We start from the raw sequence: 18745 nt of genomic DNA on the forward strand, positions 1-18745 counted from the left end.
CGGCGCTGCCGGTCTCAGATCGGCAGCGCGGTCAGCGTGATGGTGCTGCCCGGCGGCACCAGTCCGCCGAACCCCGGCACCTGTCCGACGACGTGGCCCTTGTCGTTGTCCACGATCTGCTTCACTTCGACGCGCAACCCGAGTTGTTGCAGCTTGCTGCGTGCTTCGGCGACGGTGTTGCCGATGACCGAGGGAATCTTCACCGCGTTCGAGACGATGAGGTCCACCGAATCGCCGGACTGCAGTGTGGTGCCCACCGCCGGATCGGTGCCGATCGCCTCGCCACCCTCGACCTCGTCGGAGTGCTGGGTGCGCGTTTCCGCGACCCGCAGCCCGGCATCGGCGAGCGCCTGTGCGGCCTCCTCCGTGGTCATGCCCTTCACATCGGGCACATTGACCGGCTGCGATCCCTTGCTGCGATACACCTTCACCTGCGCGCCCATCGGCAGCACGGTGCCCGGCGCGGGCTCGACCCTGGCCACCGTCCCCTTCGGCGCGGTGCTGGCGGCCTCGCCGCTGTCGATCGGCTGCAGGCCCATATCGCGGATGGCCTCGTTGGTGGCGTCGACCGGGTCGCCCGGATTGATATCGGGTACCCGTGGTTTGCCGCTGGAGATGAGCACCGCGACGGTGGAGCTCTTGGTGACCCGCGAGCCGGCCGACGGTTCGCTGCCGACCACGCCGCCCACCGGGATGGTGTCGGAGGCCTTGTTGCGCAGCACCGTCTCGAATCCGGCCTCCTGCAGTACCGCGACGGCCTGCCCGGACTCCATGCCCGCGATCGGCGGCACCGCGGTGTAGCGGCCGACGCCGAGCCACCAGCCGCCGATGCCGACCAGCAGCGTGAGCGCGGTGACGACCGCGGCCCACACCAGGCCGGTTCGGCGGGAGGGGTTCTCGGTCGGCGCGAACGGGTTGTGCACGGGCGCGTGGTCCTCGGGCCGTGGCCGCGGCGCGGTGACGACCCGGGTGTGCTGGGGCTGCTGATCGAGGCCGGGCGCCGGATGCGCGGCGACCTGGCGCTGCGGCGCCGGCCGTTCGCCGGGGTGGTGCGCGGCGCCGGTGTGGTAGCTCTCGCTGAGGTGTTCGGCCGAATCCCGTGGCGCCGGAACACGATACGGCGGCAGATTCAGTTCCATCGCGATCGCCTGCAGCCGGGCCGCCATCTCGTTGGCGTCGGCGAACCGCTGCTGCGGGTCGCGGGCGGTGGCCTTGGCGACCAGTTCGTCGAACTCAGGGGGCACCCCGCCGATGAACTGGCTCGGCGCCGGCACGTCGTTCTCGACCCGCTGATACGCCACCGACAGCGAATTGTCGCCGGTGAACGGCACCCGGCCGGTGAGCAGTTCGAAGATCAGGACACCGAAGGAGTACACGTCCGAGCGGGCGTCGGCGGTGCCGGTGGTGACCTGTTCGGGGGAGAGGTAGGCGGCGGTGCCGAGGATCACGCTCGCGGAGGTGGTGTTGGCGGCGGCCACGGCGCGCACCAGCCCGAAGTCGGCGATCTTCACTTCGCCCGCGTCGGAGATCAGCACGTTCTCCGGTTTGATGTCACGGTGCACGAGTCCGGCGTCGTGGGCGGTGCCGATCGCGCGCAGCACCGGCTCGGCGACGGCGCGTACCGCGTGCGGCGGCATCGGGCCGCGCTCGCGCAGCAGTTCGCGCAGGGTGCCACCCTCGACCAATTCCATGATCAGGAACGGGTATTCGCCGTCGATACCCTGGTCGTAGACGGCGACCAGCGAGGGGTGCTTCAGCTTCGCGACGGCACGCGCCTCGAACTCGAACCGGGTCAGGAACTGGGGATCTCCGGCGAACTTCGGATCCATCACCTTGATCGCCACCGGGCGATCCAATCGGGTGTCCGTGCCACGGAACACCATCGACATTCCGCCGCGAGCGATCGGCGCATCGATCCGATAGCGCCCTTCCAGCATCTGGCCGATCAAGTGATGTCCTCCGGCTTTCACAAACTTCTCACCCCTCGCGACACTGCGACAAGCGACCGGCCACCCGGTGCGGCCACCCCGATCGTAGCCGGGTGCCGCGATCGTGCCCGCCGATGCGTGGCGGTCCACACGTACTACCCTGTCCGGGTGAGTGCCTTCCCCTGCAGCGACGACGTGCTGCCCGACACCGAAACCCTACTGCCGCTGCCCGAGGTGGCCGAACTGCTCGGCATTCCGGTCACCGCGGTCCACCAACTGCTGCGTGACCACCAGGTTCTCGCGGTCCGGCGGGCCGGTATCGCAGGCATTCCGGCCCGTTTCTTCGACGACAACGACGAGATCGTCCGGATGCTGCCCGGCCTCATCACGGTGATGCGCGACGGCAAGTACACCGATGAGGAGATCCTGCGCTGGATCTACACCGAGGACGACTCGCTGCCCGGCCGCCCCGTCGACGCCCTGCACGGGCCACTGGCCCGCGAGGTAGTCCGCCGGGCCGCCGCCGAACCCTTCTGAGTCCGCGCCGCCGGTCCGCCTCGGTTTCGCCGGTCGGCCTGCGTGACCGTCGGTGGGCGCCGGTCGCCTACCTGGTCGAGCCAGCGCGACGGCGCTGTCGATCGATCGCGCCGGCTCGGTCCCTGCGAGGCTGAATTGCTGTGATGTCGATCGTGGGTGTGGTCGGTCTTCGTTGTGGGGCCGGTTCGACGGTGCGCTCGGTGGATCGCTTCGGCTCAGATCCGGCCCGGCGCTGATGCCGCGACGCCGACCGCGTGAGCCTGAGCTCGCCGCCAGGCCGCCGATGGGAGCAGGCGCAGGCTGTTGAGGCCGGCGATCACGGTCTCCACCCCCGTGTCCGAGCATGCCGAGCGGCAGCGGCAGACGACCGGCCGGGCGGATCGCAGAGCGGTGGCGGCGCGTGGATGCTCGCTGGCGAGCTCCACTTCGGCGGCTCGGCGCAGAACATGGTACGTACCGCCCGTTCGTTCGGTGTGCGCCGCGCTCTGCCCACACTTTCTCGCCGATCAGGTCGTGACTCGGCCATCCGAGCGATTGGTGTGCGGCCTGCGTGGGCTGCGCCCGCTCTTCGCTCAGCGGCGCGCCGCGAAACCTCTGGCGGCCACCAGGATCCGGCGGTGGTTCGGCACTGTCGCCCGCTGCCGGAACACCTGGAACTCGGTGTCCTCGATGCGGTCGAGGATCTCGGCGTAGAGGGTGGCCGCGGTGCGGATGGCCGGGCGCACCCGGGGCTCGAGCAGGTCGATGCCGGGCTCGGCGCGCCGGTAGATATCGCGGTTGACCGCGATCAGGTGCGCCAGGGCGCGGCGCAGCGGCGCATCGGTGTGGCCGGTCGTGCGGCAGGCGCGAAGGTGCGCCTCGTCGACACCGAAGACGGCCAGTTCCTCGGCGGGCAGGTAGACGCGGCCGCGGTCGAGGTCCTCGCCGATATCGCGCAGGAAGTTGGTGAGCTGGAACGCCTCGCCGAGCGCCGCCGCGGCGGGTTCGGCCTCGGCGACCGGGACGACCGTGCCGAGCACCGGCAGCAATTGCAGGCCGATCGCGGCCGCCGACCCGCGCATGTACTCGCGCAGCTCGGCCATGGTGGCATAGCGGGTGCGGTGTCCGGTGGTGCCGGGGACATCCATGCGCATGGCGTCGAGGAAGGTCCAGAAGTGGGTTTGCGCGATGTCGTAGCGGCGGATGCTGTCGGCGGCCGCGGCGAAGATCTGGCGGCGGCGCGGGTCGGCGGTAGCGATCTCGCCGTACTCGAGCGCGAGGCGAAGCTGCTTCTCGATCAGGTCGAGATGCTGAGCCGGGCTGATCCGGCCGGGGCCGTCCGGCCGCACGATGGCCGCACCGTCGTGCGGATCGAGGACACGTGTCGGGTTGTCGGCGTGGTCGACGATGTCATCGACCATCCGCGCGAATGCGTACAGGGCATGTACGGCCCGCCTGCGTGGTGGCGTGAGCAAAGCGGTGGCCAGGTAGTAGGTACGGCCGTGTTCGGCGGTGATCCGGCGGCAGCTGGCGTAGGCCGCTTCCAGGCCGGCCGCGGACCGGACGTCGCTCATGCCGGGACGGACGGTGCCGGTGCTCCGGTGGCGGCGGCGCGGGAACTGGCCGAACGCAGATGCAGCGGGTCGACGGTGCGCAGCGACAGCGCCGCGACCACGGCGGCGAAGGTGGCCAGCGCGACGTGCCAGAAGTTGTACAGGCCGATCGACCCGTCGGGCTGGAACACCAGCATCAACCAGGTGCAGATCCCGACGAGCCACTGCAGTGTCACCGTCGACAGCGCGAAACCGGCGGCCAGCGCCAGCGGCCACGAGTAGTACCAGGGCAGGGCGGCGGGGGAGAGCAGCACGATGGCGACGAAGGCGATGACGATGCCGAGCACCGCCTCGCGCTCGGAATGCCGGAATCGCCACCAGATCGCCACCAGCAGCACGACCAGCGCGAATTTGCACAGCTCGCGGGTCACACTGAGCACCGGGTCGAGCCGCAGTGGGGTCACCCAGGTGACCATGTGCGCGAGGACGGTCGGCAGCGACAGCCAGTTGATGATCTTGTTCGAGCCCTGCAGCGCCGTCACCCAGCCGAACCCCACCCCGGCGATCGCCGAGGCAGCGAGGAACACCAGCGCGAACACGCTCACGCCGAGCCCGGCGATCTTGGCGAACATGAGCACCGGATGCGGCATGTCGGCGGTGGCACGCGCCGCGTCGGGATGCCGCTGGTCCTCGGTCGGGCGCTGCTCGGGGTGCGCGGCGGCGCGCCGCGCGGCGCGGCGTTCCTTCTCGTGCAGCATCCAGATCCACACCAGGAACGGCAGCGCGACGCCGGCGGTCGCCTTGATCGCGACACCGATGGCGACCACCACGATGCCTGCCACGTGGTGGCGTTCGAGTACCAGTGCGATGCCCGCGCACATCAGCCCGACCATCAGCAGTTCGTTGTGCACGCCGCCGACGAGGTGGATCAGCACCAGCGGGTTGAGGACGGCCAGCCACAGCGCGACCGTCGGCTTGCCACCGAGATGCTTGGTCAGATAAGGCACCGCCCACATCATCAGGGCGAGACCGGGCAGCATCACCACGCGCATGGCGATGGTACCCGCGATGATGTTGTCGCCGGTGAGCATGGTGATGGCGCGGCCGATGAGCAGGAACAGCGGACCGTAGGGTGCCGTCGTGTGGGTCCAGACCGGGCTCACATTGTCCAGCAGCACACCGGGATTGGCGATCGGGCCGACCTGGTAGGGGTCGAAGCCGTCGCGCAACAGCGCGCCCTGGGCAAGATAGGAGTAGGCGTCGCGGCTGAACATGGGCGCCGCGAACAGCAGCGGCGTGATCCAGATGCCGACGATCGCGCGCAGCTCGTTGAGGGTGACCGTGGCGCCGCCCTTGCCGATGGTGGTGCGGCCGAGCCGCACCCATGCCGTGATCATCATCAGCACACCGGCCCAGATGACGATCGTCGACAGCGCGTAGCCGTGCCCGAAGCGCAACCACGACAGGTGCAGCGCCTCCAACAGCGGATCGCGCTTGCGGACCGCGCCCGCCCCGAAGCCACCGAAGGTGATCATGGCCGCGCCGAGGAATCCCATCACGGCCGCGTGGCCCTCGGGACTGCGGACGAAATCGCCCGCGGTGCGTAGCCGGGTCCGGACGCCGGGATCGGTCCCGGTGGGCAGGTGGCGCTGCGGTTCGAGGGTGCGCGTGGTGTCCATGGGGCCTACGGTCGTCTCGGGGGGCGGCATGTTCGGTCGGTCCCCCCGGATGGTCGGCGGTCGCAACCGCGAGCTGATGAGTCGGCCGTCAGTTTACGGCTTCACTCACGAACACTAACCCGGTGGTCGGTGGCACTGCGTGACCGGCCGCCGGTGAGCCGCCGCGCGGCCAGCTTCCCCGACAGCAGCGTGGTGGGCACGCCGACGCCGGGAGTGGTACCGCAACCTGCGAGAACGACATTGTCCACGCCCCTTGGCAGATTGCGTGGCCGGAAGGGGCCGGTCTGCCGGAACAGATGCGCGATGGAGAACGGCGTGCCCGCGATCATGCCCTGCGCGGCCCAGGTGGCCGGGGTGTCGACGTGGTCGATCCGGAAGTGCTCGGCGATCCCGGTGTATCCGCGCCGCTCCAGTTCCGCGAGCAGGTCGCGCACGTACGCGGGCCCGAGACGGTCCCAGTCCAGCTGCGCCGCAGCCAGATTCGGGCACGGCGCGAGCAGCGAGAACGGCTCGTGCGTGCCGTCGGCGCGGTCGACGAACAGGCCGGGGTCGGTGAGCGCGGGTCGGGTGAGCAGCAGCGACGGGTCGCTCATCAGCTTCCCCCTGCCGCGTCGTGCGGAGATCTCGGTGAACGTCGACGCCCAGGCGGCGCCGAAGTCGATGGTGTGGTGTGCCTGAACGGGCCAGTTCGCGGCGACCGTCGCGGGCACGGTGCCGTGCGCGACCACCGCCGACGGAGAGGCGCGCAGCCCGCGGCGGTACCGCAGCCCGAAACGCGGAAGCGAACCGAGATCGGCGGTCACCACCACGGCGTCGCAGGGAAAGCGGCGTCCGTCGACGGTGCGGACCGCGGTGGCCCGTCGGCCCGCCGCCGACGACGGCCGCTCGGTGGGAAGGGCACCGGTCGTGTAGTCGATCTCGGCGACCTCGGCGCCGAGCGTCAATTCCCCGCCCGCCGCGGTGAACGCCCGCGCCAGCGCGGTGGTGATCGCGCGCATCCCGCCTTCGGGAAAGTAGACGCCAAGGCAGGTGTCCATGTTCGGGATGGCGCCGTAGAGCGCCAGTGCCTTGTCCGGCACCGTCCCGGCGTAGAGCGCCTGGAAGGTGAACAGTCTGGCCAGCCGTTCGTCGCGTAGATAGGACCGCACCCGCGGCCCCAGCTTCCCGAAGCCGCCGAGCCGGACGAGTGCCGCCAGCGCCGATCGCGCAGGGCGTTCCCGGACCAGATCGAGCGGGGAATCGAAGTTCGCGTCCATGAACTGGTCGTATTCGGCGCCGTAGATCCGGCCCAGCCAGCCGCGCAGCCGCCGATAGTTGGCCGCCTCGGCCGGACCGCAGGCGCGGGCGACCTCGCCGGCCATGGCCTCGGCGTCGTCGAAGACCCTGATGTCGCTGCCGTCGGCGTAGCGCGCGTGATAGGCGGGTGCGAGCCGGTGGATACGCAGGCCCACCTCGTCGCGGGTGCTGCCGACCGCGGCCAGCGCCTCGTCGATCAGTTCGGGCAGGGTGAGGACGGTGGCGCCGTTGTCGATCTCGTAGTCGGCGAAGCGGTAGCGCCCGACCCGGCCGCCGGGATGATCCGCGCGTTCCAGCACGGTCACCGCGTAACCCGCCCCGCGCAGATGCAGCGCCGCGGCGAGCCCGGACAGCCCTGCGCCGACTACGACGACGTGCTTGTCTTGTCCCACAACCCGTTCCCTATCGCGTTCAGGCGCTGCGGCGCGTCGCGGCCAGCGCCATGTCGTGCAGCAGCTGCTTGGCCTGCGGGGTGGCGCCGCTGGTGGCGACGGCGCGCAGGCCGGTGTCGGTGAGCTCTCTGATCCGCCGCTCCACCTCGTCGACCGCGCCGAGCTCGACGAGCAGTGCGCGCATCCGGTCGACGCCCGCGTCGTCGAGATCGGTGCCGAGGCCGGTGCGGATGAGCGCGGCCGATTCCGGATCGGCGCGGCGCAGTGCCTCGGCGATGAGCACGGTGCGCTTGCCCTCGCGCAGGTCGTCGCCGGAGGGTTTGCCGGTGACGGCCGGGTCGCCGAACACACCGAGCTGGTCGTCGCGCAGCTGGAAGGCGATCCCGACATCGGTGCCGTAGGTGCGCAAGGCGGCGATCAGCGCCTCGTCGGCACCGGCGAGCGCCGCGCCGAGGTGCAGTGGCCGTTCGATGGTGTAGGCGGCGGTCTTGTACCGGTTGATCCGCAGCGCGGCGTCGACCGATTCGTCCCCGCCCGCCTCGCCGTTGATGTCGAGCAGTTGCCCGCCGAGTACTTCGGTGCGCATCCGCGCCCACACGGGGGCGAAACGGGCAAGGGCCGCTGGGGCGAGCCCGGCCTCGTGCACCAGATCGTCGGCCCAGGCCAGGGCCAGATCGCCGATCAGGATGGCGACGGCCCTGCCGTACTCGGCGCCGTCACCGGGCCAGCCGGCCGCGCCGTGCCGGTCGGCGAAGTCGACATGGACCGTCGGGAACCCGCGACGGGTCCGGGAGGAATCGATGATGTCGTCGTGCACCAGCGCGCAGGCCTGCACCAGCTCCAGCGCCGCGCAGGCGGTGAGTACCGCGCGGGCATCCGGGCCCGCCGGATCGCCACCGGCGGCCAACCAGCCGGTCCAGGCGAAGCCGGGCCTGCTGCGCTTGCCGCCACGGAGGACGAACTGTTCCAGCGCCTCGGAAGCGTCGACGAAGACGGGCCCGAGTGGGTCGACGATCTCGCGCCGGGTGGCGAAGAAATCGAGCAGCACCCGCTCCACCGCGTCGACGAACGCGGGGGTACCCGGGGTGAGCGCGGCGAGATCGACCTGGGCCGGTGTGTCGGGGACGGACCGGGTGGGTGGGGTACCGATTCCGGCGGACAGGGTGGCCTCCAGGTGCGGACGTTGGCGAACGGATGGACCGGGTCGCACGCGGCGCGGCGAGCACCGGCGTTCCGTCGCAGGATACGCGGCGACCGGCACGGCCCGACCGGCGCACATCGCCGGTGCGACCGAGACCACACCTGGCGTGTCGGCGGGCCGACTGCCCCACCGAGTTCGCGTCCATCCGGGTTGACGAGGGGTGCGGGCCCGGCCCGCGATCAGGCCCTTTGCGCCCGGCTCCGTGCCGTGGGCCCGGTCCACCCCACTACACTGAACCGGTGACTTTCGACGATGGACGGGGACGTTCGACCCCAGATCGACCCGCCCGGAGGCAGCCGATCGTCTCGAACACCCCCTCGGTCGTCGGCAGCCTGCGCACCCATTCGGGCAATGGCGTGCCGTTCTCGGTGGAGTTCAATCCGCCGCGTGACGGGGCGGGTGAGGCCAGGTTGTGGCGTGCGGTGCGCGAGTTCGAGCGGATGCATCCGGCGTTCGTGTCGATGACGTATGGAGCGGGTGGCTCGACGAAGGACCGTACGGTGCGGATCACCGGTGAGCTGGCCACGGAGACGACGTTGTTGCCGGTGGCTCATCTGACCGCGGTGGGTCACAGTGTGGAGGAGTTGCGCGCGCTGGTCGGTTCGTACGCCGATTCGGGCATCCGGAATCTGCTGGTGTTGCGTGGTGATCCACCGGGTGATCCGCTGGGGGAGTGGACCAGGCATCCCGAGGGTGTGGAGTTCGCCGAGGAGCTGGTGCGGATCGTGCGTGATCTGGGTGATTTCCATGTGGGGGTGGCGTCGTTCCCGCAGGGTCATCATCGTTCGCCGGATCTGGATCACGATACCCGGTTCCTGGCGGCGAAGTTGCGTGCGGGCGCGGAGTATTCGATTACGCAGATGTTCTTCGACGTGGAGCATTATCTGCGGTTGCGGGATCGGGTGGTGGCGTTGGATCCGGTGGAGGGTGCCAAGCCGATCATTCCGGAGTTGATGCCGATCACGTCGTTGCGGACGGTGCAGCGGGCCGAGGAGTTGTGTGGTCGGCCGCTCTCGTCTGCGGTGCTGGAGCGGTTGACCCGTGCGGCGGGTAGTGGTCCGGTGGAGGACAAGGCGGCGGTGCGTGCCGAGGGTATTCAGATCGCGACCGAGATGGCGCAGCGGTTGATCGATGAGGGTGCGCCGTGTCTGCATTTCATCACGCTGAATTTCGCGAAGGCGACCAGTGAGGTGTTGACCAACCTCGGTTACGGGGTGACCGCCGCACCACTCAGCGCCTGAGCAGTCGATCGGGCCCCGGTGCCGGCAGCAGCACCCGGTCGGCCCGGCACCGGATTCGCGGCCATCCCGGCGGCGATCAGCGCGCAGCGGCGAGCTCGGCCCAGACGCGTTCCCATTTCCTGGTCATCGCCGGATAGACGATGAGGTAGCGGAACGGCTTGATGAACGCCATGTACGCGCGGCCGAACCGCCCGTTGGGTCTGACAAGGACCGCCATCTGCAGGTGGTAGCCGGTGTCGTCGGGAACCCAGCCGAGGTGCATCACCCCGTGCATGGTTCCGTTGGCGATCTCCCCCGCGTACTCGGTGTCGAGGACGTAGAGCGGGGTCATCGGTCCCGACCCGGTGGGCACCGGAGTCTCGCGTAGGTCGGCGGGCAGCCGGTCGCGCAGGGCGACGACCCTGGTACCGGTGCCCGCGTCATCGCGATCCCAGCCGAGCAGCTCGCCCAGCTTCCAGCGGATCTTGAACAGCACCCCGCTGAGGCCGGTCTCCTCGTCATCGGAGCTGCGGAACAGGGCCGCCAGATAGGCCGGGAAATCCTCGGCCCGCGCGCCCGGCGTGCGGAATCGCCACACATCCTCGACACCGAAGTCGCCGGTGATCTGGTGAATACGCCAGGGTCGGTCGGTATGAGCCGAATTCGGTAGTCGCACGGCGGAATCCTCCATCTATACGGTCGCGTATAGATCTGAGGTTACGCGCCCGATCGCCCCGTGCACAGGCCCCGCGCTGTGAGCTGCGACCCGCGGTCCGGCGGTGCTGCTCAGCGCGCTCGCCGGTCTCGACCATCGGTGCCGCCGGCTATGTTCGGCCCGACGGGCGCTGCGACCGCTACAGGCCGGTGCTGCCGTCGATGCGTTCGCGGAGCAGGTCGGCGTGGCCGTTGTGCCGCGCGTACTCCTCGATCATGTGGACGTAGATCCAGCGCAGGCTCACGGGCCGGCCGTGGAAGCGGCCGGTGTCGTGGAGTGCGCGGGCCGCGCAGAGCTGCCTGGCGACGGCGATCTCGTTCTGCCAGGTGGCGATGGCGGTGCTGATGGCGGCGTCGGCGGCGAGAGCGAAGCCGCCGTCGGGGCCGTCCGGGTCGGCCGCCGGGTCGTAGATGGGTGCCGCTCGTTCGCCGGCGAGCACCCGCCGGAACCAGTTCCGTTCCACCTCGGCCATGTGCTGCACGAGCCCGGTCAGCGTGAACGCCGACGGAGGTACCGCCGCCGTCGCCCCCTGTAGGTCGTCGAGTCCTGCGCATTTCCTGGCCAGCGTGGCCCGGTGGAACTCCAGCCATCCTTCGAGGGTTGCCCGTTCGTCGGCGTTGAACGGCGGAATCGGTCGCTCGGCAATATCCATCCTCCGAGTGTGGCAAGCACCGCCGACACCGGTGCCCGGCCCGCGGATACGGCCGTTGTCGCGGCGGGGCACGCGACCGGCGTGTGCTGGTTGCAGTGCACGTATGGACGAGCTTCGTCCGGGTGTTCCGATTCCTTCGTCGTCGACGGGGCGGCCGGTCATCGTGTTGCTCGATCTCCTCGGGCGGCGCGCCGCGCTTCGGATCCTGTGGGAGCTCGCTCGGGAACGCCGCTGACATTTCGGGCATTGCAGACTGCCAGCGAGACCGATCCGGCGTCCTCAATACTCGGCTGAAGGAGCTACGCGCCCTGCGTCTGGTCGAACACGGCGACGGTGGCTATCGGCTGACCGCCCACGGGGCGGAGCTGTCGGAAATCCTGCACACCGACATCGTCGCCGCCATGGATGCGGTGATGCGGGGTAGGCCACCCCTGCTGCTGTTCACCACCCTCGCCAGGGACAAGCGACTGTTCTTCAAATTCTTCGCCGGTGGACTGCTCGATCGCGGCCATCTGACGTTGCGCCACCGTGAGATCGTCATCGCCAGGACAACCGCGCGCTGCGGTGCCGAGTACGAGTGGGGTGTCCACATCAGGGGATTCGCCGGCGCCGCGAACCTGACGAACGCGCAGATCGGCTCGCTGGTGCACGGTGACGGTGCGGACGACTGCTGGAACGACGAGGAAGCCGTGCTGCTGCGCACCGCCGATGCGCTCGACGCGCGCGCCACTCTGGCATTCCGGTACGGCCCACGAACGCGGTGCGTATGGACGACCGCGACGCGCCACGGCCACCTGCGCCGATTCGGCCGGTGGGCGGAGTAGCGTTCGGCGTCGAGTGAGTCGATGAGGAGTGTGATGTTCCGTGTTCGGTCCGCGTCGTTCCATCACAGTGCCCCTGCTGGCCACGTGCGCGGCCGGGCTGCTGCTCGGCGCGCCGACCGCCGCCGCGCAACCCGAACTGACCAGGGACGCGCCCACGGTGCGCACCGCGGGTCCCGGTGATCTGCTCGGCGCGTATCAGACCGTCGTCGACACCCTGGAGTCGCTGGGGGTGCAACCGTTCCTGTATCCGACCGTGGCGGCGAACTGCGCGGGCGACGGGCTCGGGCTGGTCCCCGCAGTGGCCGGTGCGGTACCTGGACCGTGGCCCGCGAACGCGCTGCAGATCCCCGGCCTCGACCTCACGGCCGTGAAATCCGGGCAGACGATGTTCACCTTCCTGCCCGCCGGCCTTGCCCCCGACACCGCGGCGACGAACACCACGGGCATGCAGGTGGCCTGGCTGAACATCAGCACCGGCCGTGGCGGCCTGGCCGCGATGGGCTCCCTCGCCGAGATCGTGCGGGGCCTGGTCCCGCCCGAGGTGGCGCCCGAACTGCGCCCGCTCGCCGAAACGGCCATCCGGGATTTCCTGTTCGCGGCGATCCCGGTCGGCGGTGTGCGCGCGGTCCCGGTCGACACCGGCCACGGCACCGTCCTGGCCGCGGTCTTCGGCACCGTCGAGAACGGCGGCCGCTCCTGCTTCTTCTTCCCCACGGTCGGGATCACCGAAGTCCCCTGAGCCGGGGCTCCGCGCACCACCATCTCCCGCCGCGGTCCGCCGAGAGTGCGGCTCTGTCAGCGCGTCATGACGTCAGGGACAGGGTCGGTCTTCGGCCGGGCGCCGGCGCGTTCAGCCGATGCGGTCGGCGACCGGCGTTGTCGCGGGGCTGACCAGCGGCCGCTGTTTCCAGCGCAGCTCGCCCGCGCGGCGGCGGCGATGCGAGCGGACCCACAGCGTGAGATACCCGGCGACGGCGAGCGGATGGGCCATGGCCGAGGCGAGGTCGGCACGGGTGGGTGCTCGGCGGGTTTCGGTGACGCGGGCGAAGACCCGCCCGGTGACGGCGGCGAGGTACCCGAGCACCCCGGCGCGGCGCAGTAGGCCCCGGCCGCACAGCGCGGCCAGCACGGGCACCCAATACGCCAGCGCGGCACCGGCTCCCACGGCCGCGCCCGCGTCGATCCTGCCGCCGTAGGCCGACCACAACCAGCGGGTGTAGCCGTCGGTGAGCGCGGTGGCGCCGGCATACATCCGAGTGGTGGCCGCCGGACCGGCGGTGACCAGCGCCGTGCGGTGCCCGGTCCGGCGCAGTGCCCGCGCAAGATCCAGATCCTCGGTGGCGCTGGCGGCGACGGCAGCGTGTCCGCCTGCGGCGCGGTAGGCCGCCGCGTCGACCGCGATGAACTGCCCACACGCCACCGCCGTCGACGGGCGCAGGCTGTGGTTGGCCGGCCCCATCGGCAGGGTCGAGGCCCACGACCAGGCCAGCAGCGGTTGCACCAGCCGCTCCAGGCGCGACCCCGCCTCCTGCACTGGCCACGCCGACACCAGACCGGCGCCGCGCCGACGCAATTCGGTGACCGCGGCCGCCACGGCATGCGGGGCCAACCGCACGTCGGCGTCGACGAACACCAGCGCCGCGGACTCGGTGCGGGCGGCGAGGCGGGCACAGGCCGCGGCCTTGCCGGTCCAGCCGGGGGCGGGGTGCGCGGCCGAGCGCAGCACGGTGAACCGGTCGTCGCCGTCGATCGCGTCGATCGCGGCCTCGTAGGTGCCGTCGGTGGAGGCGTCGTCGAGGATCAGCACCCGCAGCCGCGGCACGCCGGTCTGCGCGCGCAGATCCGCGATCAGAGCGGGCAGGCGGTCGGCTTCGTCGCGGGCGGGCACGCAGACCGTCACCGGCTCGATCACGCCGGACACCCGCCGCGGCAGGGTACGCAGGGTGGCCAGGTTGTATCCGGTGGTGACCGCACCGACCGCGGCGACGCCGGTCCCGGTCCAGGTCAGGAAGCGGACCACCGCGCCCATGTCAGCGACCTAGCCTGCGGCTGGAGATCTCGCGCCACATCTCGCGCGGCGAGAATCCGCGCGGCGCGTTCGGCGAGGCGGGATTGCGGTCGCGGAAGGCGAGTCCGGCGACCACCGCGGCCACCGCGAGGGTGATCCCGCCGACGATACCCGCCCAGCCCGCGAACGAGCGGGTGTTCGGGTCGGCGTACATCACCTCCGCGCGCAGCGTCGACACCTCGCCCGCTGGCAGCTTCCACGACACGGTGTTGTCGCCTTCACGGGTGCCGTTGGTCTTGGCCACCCTGGACGGGAACGCGATAGAGAACTGCACGTCCGAGCCGTTCGGCGGCACCGACTCCAAGTCGACCCGGCCGGTCAGGCTGACCAGGTCGCCGCTGCGCTTGAACTCCAGGTCGAACAGGCCCTGGGTCTGCTCGGACATGCCGCCGAGCTGGCCGACCTCGCCGAAGGTCAGATCATCGAAGAACACCTGGGTGCCGACGAACCCGTCCTGGTTGTAGGTTTCCACGCGCACCTTGGCCGCCAGCTGATCCGGCGCCTTCAGCTCCGGGCCCTTGTCGTCCGGGTTGGTTGGTACCACCGCGGCGACGATCCGTCCCGACACGCGGTCGTTGGACGACACACCCATCGACACCTGGACCCGCAGGCACCCGGTCAGGGCCGCAACCAGCAGGGCGAACAGGACGGTGACGGCCGCGACGCGCCGCGCCGGCGCGGATCGACGGGACGTGGGCATGGCGACGGGACTCGGCTGCACGGATGACATCGTGCCAGGCCGAGGCCCGAGAACCCACACGACGGGCCACGGACGTGGCGACGACCGGCGGCGAGCAGGCGATTCATCCGGGGCTCGGTATGCCGGTCGATCCCGCCGGAATGCGCGTATCGACGCCGTTCAGCCGCGAATCCGGCTGCTCTGCGCACGATGACGCCGCTGCGATCGGGTCGCTGTGGTCACGTTCGGCGTGTGGCTGTCGTCCGGGTCGCGCGCAGGAGCAACGGCACGCCGAGCAGCCCCAACCCGGCGAAACCCCATACCGCCGAGGCGGGAAGACCGAGGAAGGCCGCGTGCGCCAAGGTCGAGCCAAGCCACGTCCAGCCGAAGACCGCGACCGGGACCGCCACCGAGGGATCCCGCGCGGGCGGTAGCCGCCGGTCGAGTTCGGTCAGCAGCACGGCCATCAGGCCGGCGATCAGCGCCCAGCCGAGATAGTTCGTGTAGGGGATCTGTGGCAGACCCGGCAGGCCCGCGTCGGTGACCGACCAGGTCCACTGCCCGTCCGCCACCATTTGCGGATCGAGGAACAGATCCCAGCCGACCGCGCCTACGGCGAAGATCCCGGCGCGTCGCAGCCGGGCGCTCGCCGAGGCGTGCGCGGCGTCGGGGTCCGGGCCGCGGCGTGCGGCGAGCAGCCCGGCGACCACCCAGATCGGATAGAGCCCGCCCGTCCACGCCAGCGGCACGACCAGCGGTACCCCGGCCAGGGCAGGCCCGAGCCGATCCACCGCGTACGCATAGCTCCCGAACGGGAACCCGGTGGCGGTGCCGATCATCTCGGCGATGAGGCCGAGCCCGGACACGATCACGAAGAAGCCTGCGGCCCAGCGTATTCCGCGCGTCGTGGCGGCGTGCAGCAGCGCTGTCGCCACCGTCAGCACGACCACGGCGACGGTGATCCGGTCACGCCCCACCCCTGAGCTCAACGGGTACGTGATCTGCACGAGGATCAGCGCCACTGCCGCCACCGCCGGTGCCGCCCGGCGTGGATCGGCCCGCAGCCATGCGCTCATCGCACTGGTCAGCCGGGTCGTTGCGGCGCGCACCCTCACCGATCCCGACGTCGAACGGGCACCGCGTCGAGGTCCGTGCGGGTGCGCTGCCGATCGCGGACCCGACCCGCCGGGCGTGATCCCCTCCGTGACGCACCGGGTGGCGCGGGGTGAGCCGCTGTCATCGCCTGGGCCGCAGCGCGAATCGCCGGGTGCGCCGGTCCGCGAGCAGCAGCCGGGCGGCGCTGCGGCCACTGGCGCCGGAAACCCCGCCGCCGGGATGGGTGGACGCGCCGGTGAGGTACAGACCGGGTGCGCCAGGCACCCGCTGACCCGACAGCTCCGGCAGCGGCCGCCACAGCATCATCTGGTCCAGCGACATCTCCACGTGCATCACATTGCCGCCGCGCAGCCCCATCTCCCGCTCCAGGTCGACGGGTGTCTGGACGAAGCGCTGACCCACCGAGGACGCGAAACCCGGTGCGTACCGGTCGACTTCGGCGACGATCCGATCCGCTTCCGCGTCGGCGTGCGCGGCCCAGTCGCGCCCGCCGGACAGCGCGTACGGATGCCACTGCGCCCACAGCGACAGCTGATGCTCGCCGGGCGGCGCGATGGACGGGTCGAGCGCGCTGAAACTCATCGCGAGCACCACCGGGCGCGGCGGCAGCTCACCGGCGAGGGCGGCACCGTGCGCGAGCCGCAGCTGACGGCGGTCGGCGACCAGGAACTGCAGGCCGCGAGCCGATTCGGCGGTCGTGGCACCGGGATATTCGGGGAGCCGGTCGGTGGCGAGCCGCACCACCATGCCGATGCCGGGGCCCACCCGGATCCGGCGCTGCCAGCCGTCGAGCGTGCCCTGGTCGAAACCGCCTTCACGCAGCAGGTCGAGTGTGGTCAGGATATGCGCGCCCGCGATCACGGTGTCGGCGGGGAACACCCGGCCCGCGGCGGTGCGCACCAGCCAGCCGTCGCCGCGGCGGCCGATGGCGGTCACCGCGTCCCCGGTGCGCAGTTCGCCGCCGTCGGACCGCAGCCGGGCGATCAGCGCGGCGGACAGCGCCCCACTTCCCCCCACCGCCCGGCCCGGCGGCAGTGTGTGCATGAGCGCGGCGAAACCGGCCATCGGCGCCGAACCGGGTTCCGACATCGGCGGTCCCGACTGCGCGCCGAACCAGGCCAGCGAGGCCTTGAGGCGTTCGTCGTCGAACCACTGGTCCAGCAGCGCGTCACCGGACTGCAGGAACTCCCGCGACAGCGCGCTCCCGCCGTCACGCGCGTCCAGCCCCCAGAACGAGCGCAGCAGTCTGCCCGGCGTCGGCGGTCCGCCGAAGGCCCGCATCACCCGCGCGCTGCGCGCACCCCATTCCGCCACGAACCGCCGGTACGCGTCCGCGTCACGGTTGCCACAGGCTGTCGCGATCGAGGCACAGGTGGCATCCGGATCGCGGTGGAACACGATCGGCGGGCGCACACCGTCGGACGGGGTGAAACCCCAGGGATCACAGTCGAGATAGGCCAACCCGAATCGCGCGAGCTCGAGCTCCTCGATGATCCCGGTGTGCCGGATCATGATGTGCGCCGAGGATCCCCGGTCCACCCGATGGCCGGGGAAACGCTCGACCGTCGACACCGCGCCGCCGGGCACCTCGTCCCGTTCCAGCACCAGCACCCGTCGGCCTGCCCGTGCCAGATAGCAGGCGGCGACCAGCGCGTTGTGGCCCGATCCGACGACGACCGTCGTCCCGGCGCCGGTCACGCGGGGCTGTCCGGCAGCGGCAGGCGCCTGCCGAGGATGGCGAACGGCCTGGTGTCCCCGGCGAAGACGAAATTGCGGATCACATCGGTGAATCCGGCTCGCCGGTACAACCGCCACGCCCGGTTCGCTTCCGCGGGCACCTCCGGGGTCGACAACAGCACCGCGGCCTCCCGCCGGTCGGCCAGCAGGCGGGTGAGCAGGGTCGAACCGATCCCACGGCCCTGCGCGGCCGGATGCACGTGCAGTTCGGTGAGTTCGAAGTAGTCGGCGAGCAGTTCCCGCGCCGCGGCCTCCGGCCAGCCGCACCGGCGCATGCCGGTGTGGACCTGCTGATGCCACCACTGGCGGGGTGCGCCGCTGTAGCCGTAGGCGATCGCGACGATCGGGGCGGTGCGCAGATCCACCCCGCCCGCGTCGTCGGGGAGCACAGCGGCCACGGCGCGCCAGCCCGCCCGCGTGGTGTGTTCGGTCCACATCGGGGCGCGGTGGTGTTCGGTGCCGCGCGGATAGTCCATCGCGGCGACATAGACCGCCAGTGCGTCGTGCAGGCGCGCGCGCAGGGCGGCGACACTGAGGTCGACGACCACTGGTGCGGGAGTGTGATTCGGCTTGACGGCTGTCATGGCTCTCGTGGCTGGCGCGGTGGCGCGAAAGTTGTCGGTGGGTGTCCCTATATTCAAACCCAATTCAAACGTTCGAATGGTTGTTCGAGCCGTGCGAGGGGTGAAAGGGGCAGCAGATGGCTGGTCGCAACGATGGTCGGGACCACGCGGGGCACGACGGTCGCGCGGGCGGGCTGCTACGGCAGGCCGACGCGCTGCTCACCGACTCGGCCTGGGAGCACGAGCCGGGCGAGCGGTTCCGCACCGCCTATCTGGCCGCCCTGCGCGGCGCGGGCGCGATGATCGCGTTGTCCGGCGCCGACCGGGCGCCGCGGGCGCGCTCGCGCAGCGCGTGGGTTCTGCTGAGACGCGCGACACCCGAGTTCGCGATGTGGGCCGACTACTTCGAGGCCCATTCCCAGCTCCGGGCCGATCTGGAGGCCGGACTCGATCGTAAGATCACCGCGAGCAGGGCAGACGAGTTCTGTTCACGGGTCGGCGCATTCCTCTACGACATCGACGATGCGCTGGTCGCCGCGGCGCGGACACGCCCGCAGCCGAGCCGCGACCGGGACATGACCGCTTAGTTATGACGGAGTAGGTGGT

At 71.0% G+C, this 18745-nt stretch carries 17 protein-coding genes; 5 read left to right on the forward strand and 12 right to left on the reverse strand.

Annotated elements, in window-relative coordinates:
* Window positions 1–14: 14 nt before the first annotated feature.
* A complete protein-coding gene (pknB, locus tag ACFOW8_RS01120) occupies window positions 15–1949 on the reverse strand; it encodes a Stk1 family PASTA domain-containing Ser/Thr kinase (RefSeq protein WP_378543996.1) in 1935 nt (644 codons plus the stop codon).
* 147 nt (window positions 1950–2096) lie between these two features.
* Between pknB and ACFOW8_RS01125 the strand changes: the two genes are divergently transcribed.
* The gene (locus tag ACFOW8_RS01125) at window positions 2097–2465 is read left to right on the forward strand and encodes an Rv2175c family DNA-binding protein (protein WP_378543999.1); all 369 of its coding nucleotides are present in this window, start codon (window positions 2097–2099) and stop codon (window positions 2463–2465) included.
* 572 nt (window positions 2466–3037) lie between these two features.
* Here ACFOW8_RS01125 and ACFOW8_RS01130 read toward each other — a convergent pair.
* From ACFOW8_RS01130 to ACFOW8_RS01145, 4 genes are all read right to left on the reverse strand, one after another.
* Window positions 3038–4018 carry a phytoene/squalene synthase family protein gene (locus ACFOW8_RS01130; RefSeq protein ID WP_378544002.1) on the reverse strand — a complete coding sequence of 327 codons (981 nt, stop codon included), beginning with the start codon at window positions 4016–4018 and terminating at the stop codon, window positions 3038–3040.
* Entirely contained in the window at window positions 4015–5676 is a 1662-nt protein-coding gene (locus ACFOW8_RS01135; protein WP_378544005.1) for an alpha-(1->6)-mannopyranosyltransferase A, read from the reverse strand. The genes ACFOW8_RS01130 and ACFOW8_RS01135 overlap by 4 nt, the downstream gene beginning before the upstream one ends.
* Window positions 5677–5777: 101 nt before the next feature.
* Entirely contained in the window at window positions 5778–7364 is a 1587-nt protein-coding gene (gene crtI / locus ACFOW8_RS01140; protein ID WP_378544007.1) for a phytoene desaturase family protein, read from the reverse strand.
* Window positions 7365–7383: 19 nt separating this feature from the next.
* The gene (locus ACFOW8_RS01145) at window positions 7384–8538 is read right to left on the reverse strand and encodes a polyprenyl synthetase family protein (RefSeq protein WP_378544235.1); all 1155 of its coding nucleotides are present in this window, start codon (window positions 8536–8538) and stop codon (window positions 7384–7386) included.
* Window positions 8539–8804: 266 nt separating this feature from the next.
* On the opposite strand from ACFOW8_RS01145, the gene ACFOW8_RS01150 reads away from it, so the two are divergent.
* Window positions 8805–9806, forward strand: a complete 1002-nt coding sequence (locus ACFOW8_RS01150; protein WP_378544009.1) for a methylenetetrahydrofolate reductase — start codon at window positions 8805–8807, stop codon at window positions 9804–9806.
* Between the two features lie 76 nt (window positions 9807–9882).
* Here ACFOW8_RS01150 and ACFOW8_RS01155 read toward each other — a convergent pair whose 3' ends face one another.
* Entirely contained in the window at window positions 9883–10461 is a 579-nt protein-coding gene (locus ACFOW8_RS01155) for a DUF2867 domain-containing protein (protein ID WP_378544011.1), read from the reverse strand.
* Between the two features lie 178 nt (window positions 10462–10639).
* Window positions 10640–11152, reverse strand: coding sequence for a DinB family protein (locus ACFOW8_RS01160; protein ID WP_378544014.1), 513 nt, complete (start codon window positions 11150–11152; stop codon window positions 10640–10642).
* Window positions 11153–11553: 401 nt separating this feature from the next.
* Here ACFOW8_RS01160 and ACFOW8_RS01165 point away from each other — a divergent pair, with 401 nt between their 5' ends.
* Window positions 11554–11976, forward strand: a complete 423-nt coding sequence (locus ACFOW8_RS01165; protein WP_378544017.1) for a carboxymuconolactone decarboxylase family protein — start codon at window positions 11554–11556, stop codon at window positions 11974–11976.
* A 40-nt stretch (window positions 11977–12016) separates the two neighbouring features.
* Window positions 12017–12715, forward strand: a complete 699-nt coding sequence (locus tag ACFOW8_RS01170) for a hypothetical protein (protein WP_378544020.1) — start codon at window positions 12017–12019, stop codon at window positions 12713–12715.
* 111 nt (window positions 12716–12826) lie between these two features.
* Here the strand turns inward: ACFOW8_RS01170 and ACFOW8_RS01175 are convergent, their stop codons facing one another.
* From ACFOW8_RS01175 to ACFOW8_RS01195, 5 genes are all read right to left on the reverse strand, one after another.
* Window positions 12827–14005 carry a glycosyltransferase gene (locus ACFOW8_RS01175; RefSeq protein WP_378544023.1) on the reverse strand — a complete coding sequence of 393 codons (1179 nt, stop codon included), beginning with the start codon at window positions 14003–14005 and terminating at the stop codon, window positions 12827–12829.
* 1 nt (window position 14006) lies between these two features.
* Complete coding sequence (locus tag ACFOW8_RS01180; RefSeq protein WP_378544027.1) at window positions 14007–14774, reverse strand: LppM family (lipo)protein; 768 nt, start codon at window positions 14772–14774, stop codon at window positions 14007–14009.
* A 188-nt stretch (window positions 14775–14962) separates the two neighbouring features.
* Complete coding sequence (locus ACFOW8_RS01185) at window positions 14963–15799, reverse strand: carotenoid biosynthesis protein (RefSeq protein WP_378544238.1); 837 nt, start codon at window positions 15797–15799, stop codon at window positions 14963–14965.
* A gap of 160 nt (window positions 15800–15959) precedes the next feature.
* Window positions 15960–17537 carry a phytoene desaturase family protein gene (locus ACFOW8_RS01190; protein WP_378544030.1) on the reverse strand — a complete coding sequence of 526 codons (1578 nt, stop codon included), beginning with the start codon at window positions 17535–17537 and terminating at the stop codon, window positions 15960–15962.
* The gene (locus ACFOW8_RS01195; protein WP_378544034.1) at window positions 17534–18160 is read right to left on the reverse strand and encodes a GNAT family N-acetyltransferase; all 627 of its coding nucleotides are present in this window, start codon (window positions 18158–18160) and stop codon (window positions 17534–17536) included. Before ACFOW8_RS01195 ends, ACFOW8_RS01190 begins: the two co-directional genes overlap by 4 nt.
* A gap of 116 nt (window positions 18161–18276) precedes the next feature.
* On the opposite strand from ACFOW8_RS01195, the gene ACFOW8_RS01200 reads away from it, so the two are divergent.
* Window positions 18277–18726 (forward strand): SAV_6107 family HEPN domain-containing protein, encoded by a 450-nt coding sequence (locus tag ACFOW8_RS01200; protein ID WP_378544037.1) that lies wholly within the window; start codon window positions 18277–18279, stop codon window positions 18724–18726.
* Window positions 18727–18745 lie beyond the last annotated feature (19 nt).

It is taken from the genome of Nocardia rhizosphaerae (assembly GCF_042650365.1).
Classification (GTDB): domain Bacteria; phylum Actinomycetota; class Actinomycetes; order Mycobacteriales; family Mycobacteriaceae; genus Nocardia; species Nocardia rhizosphaerae.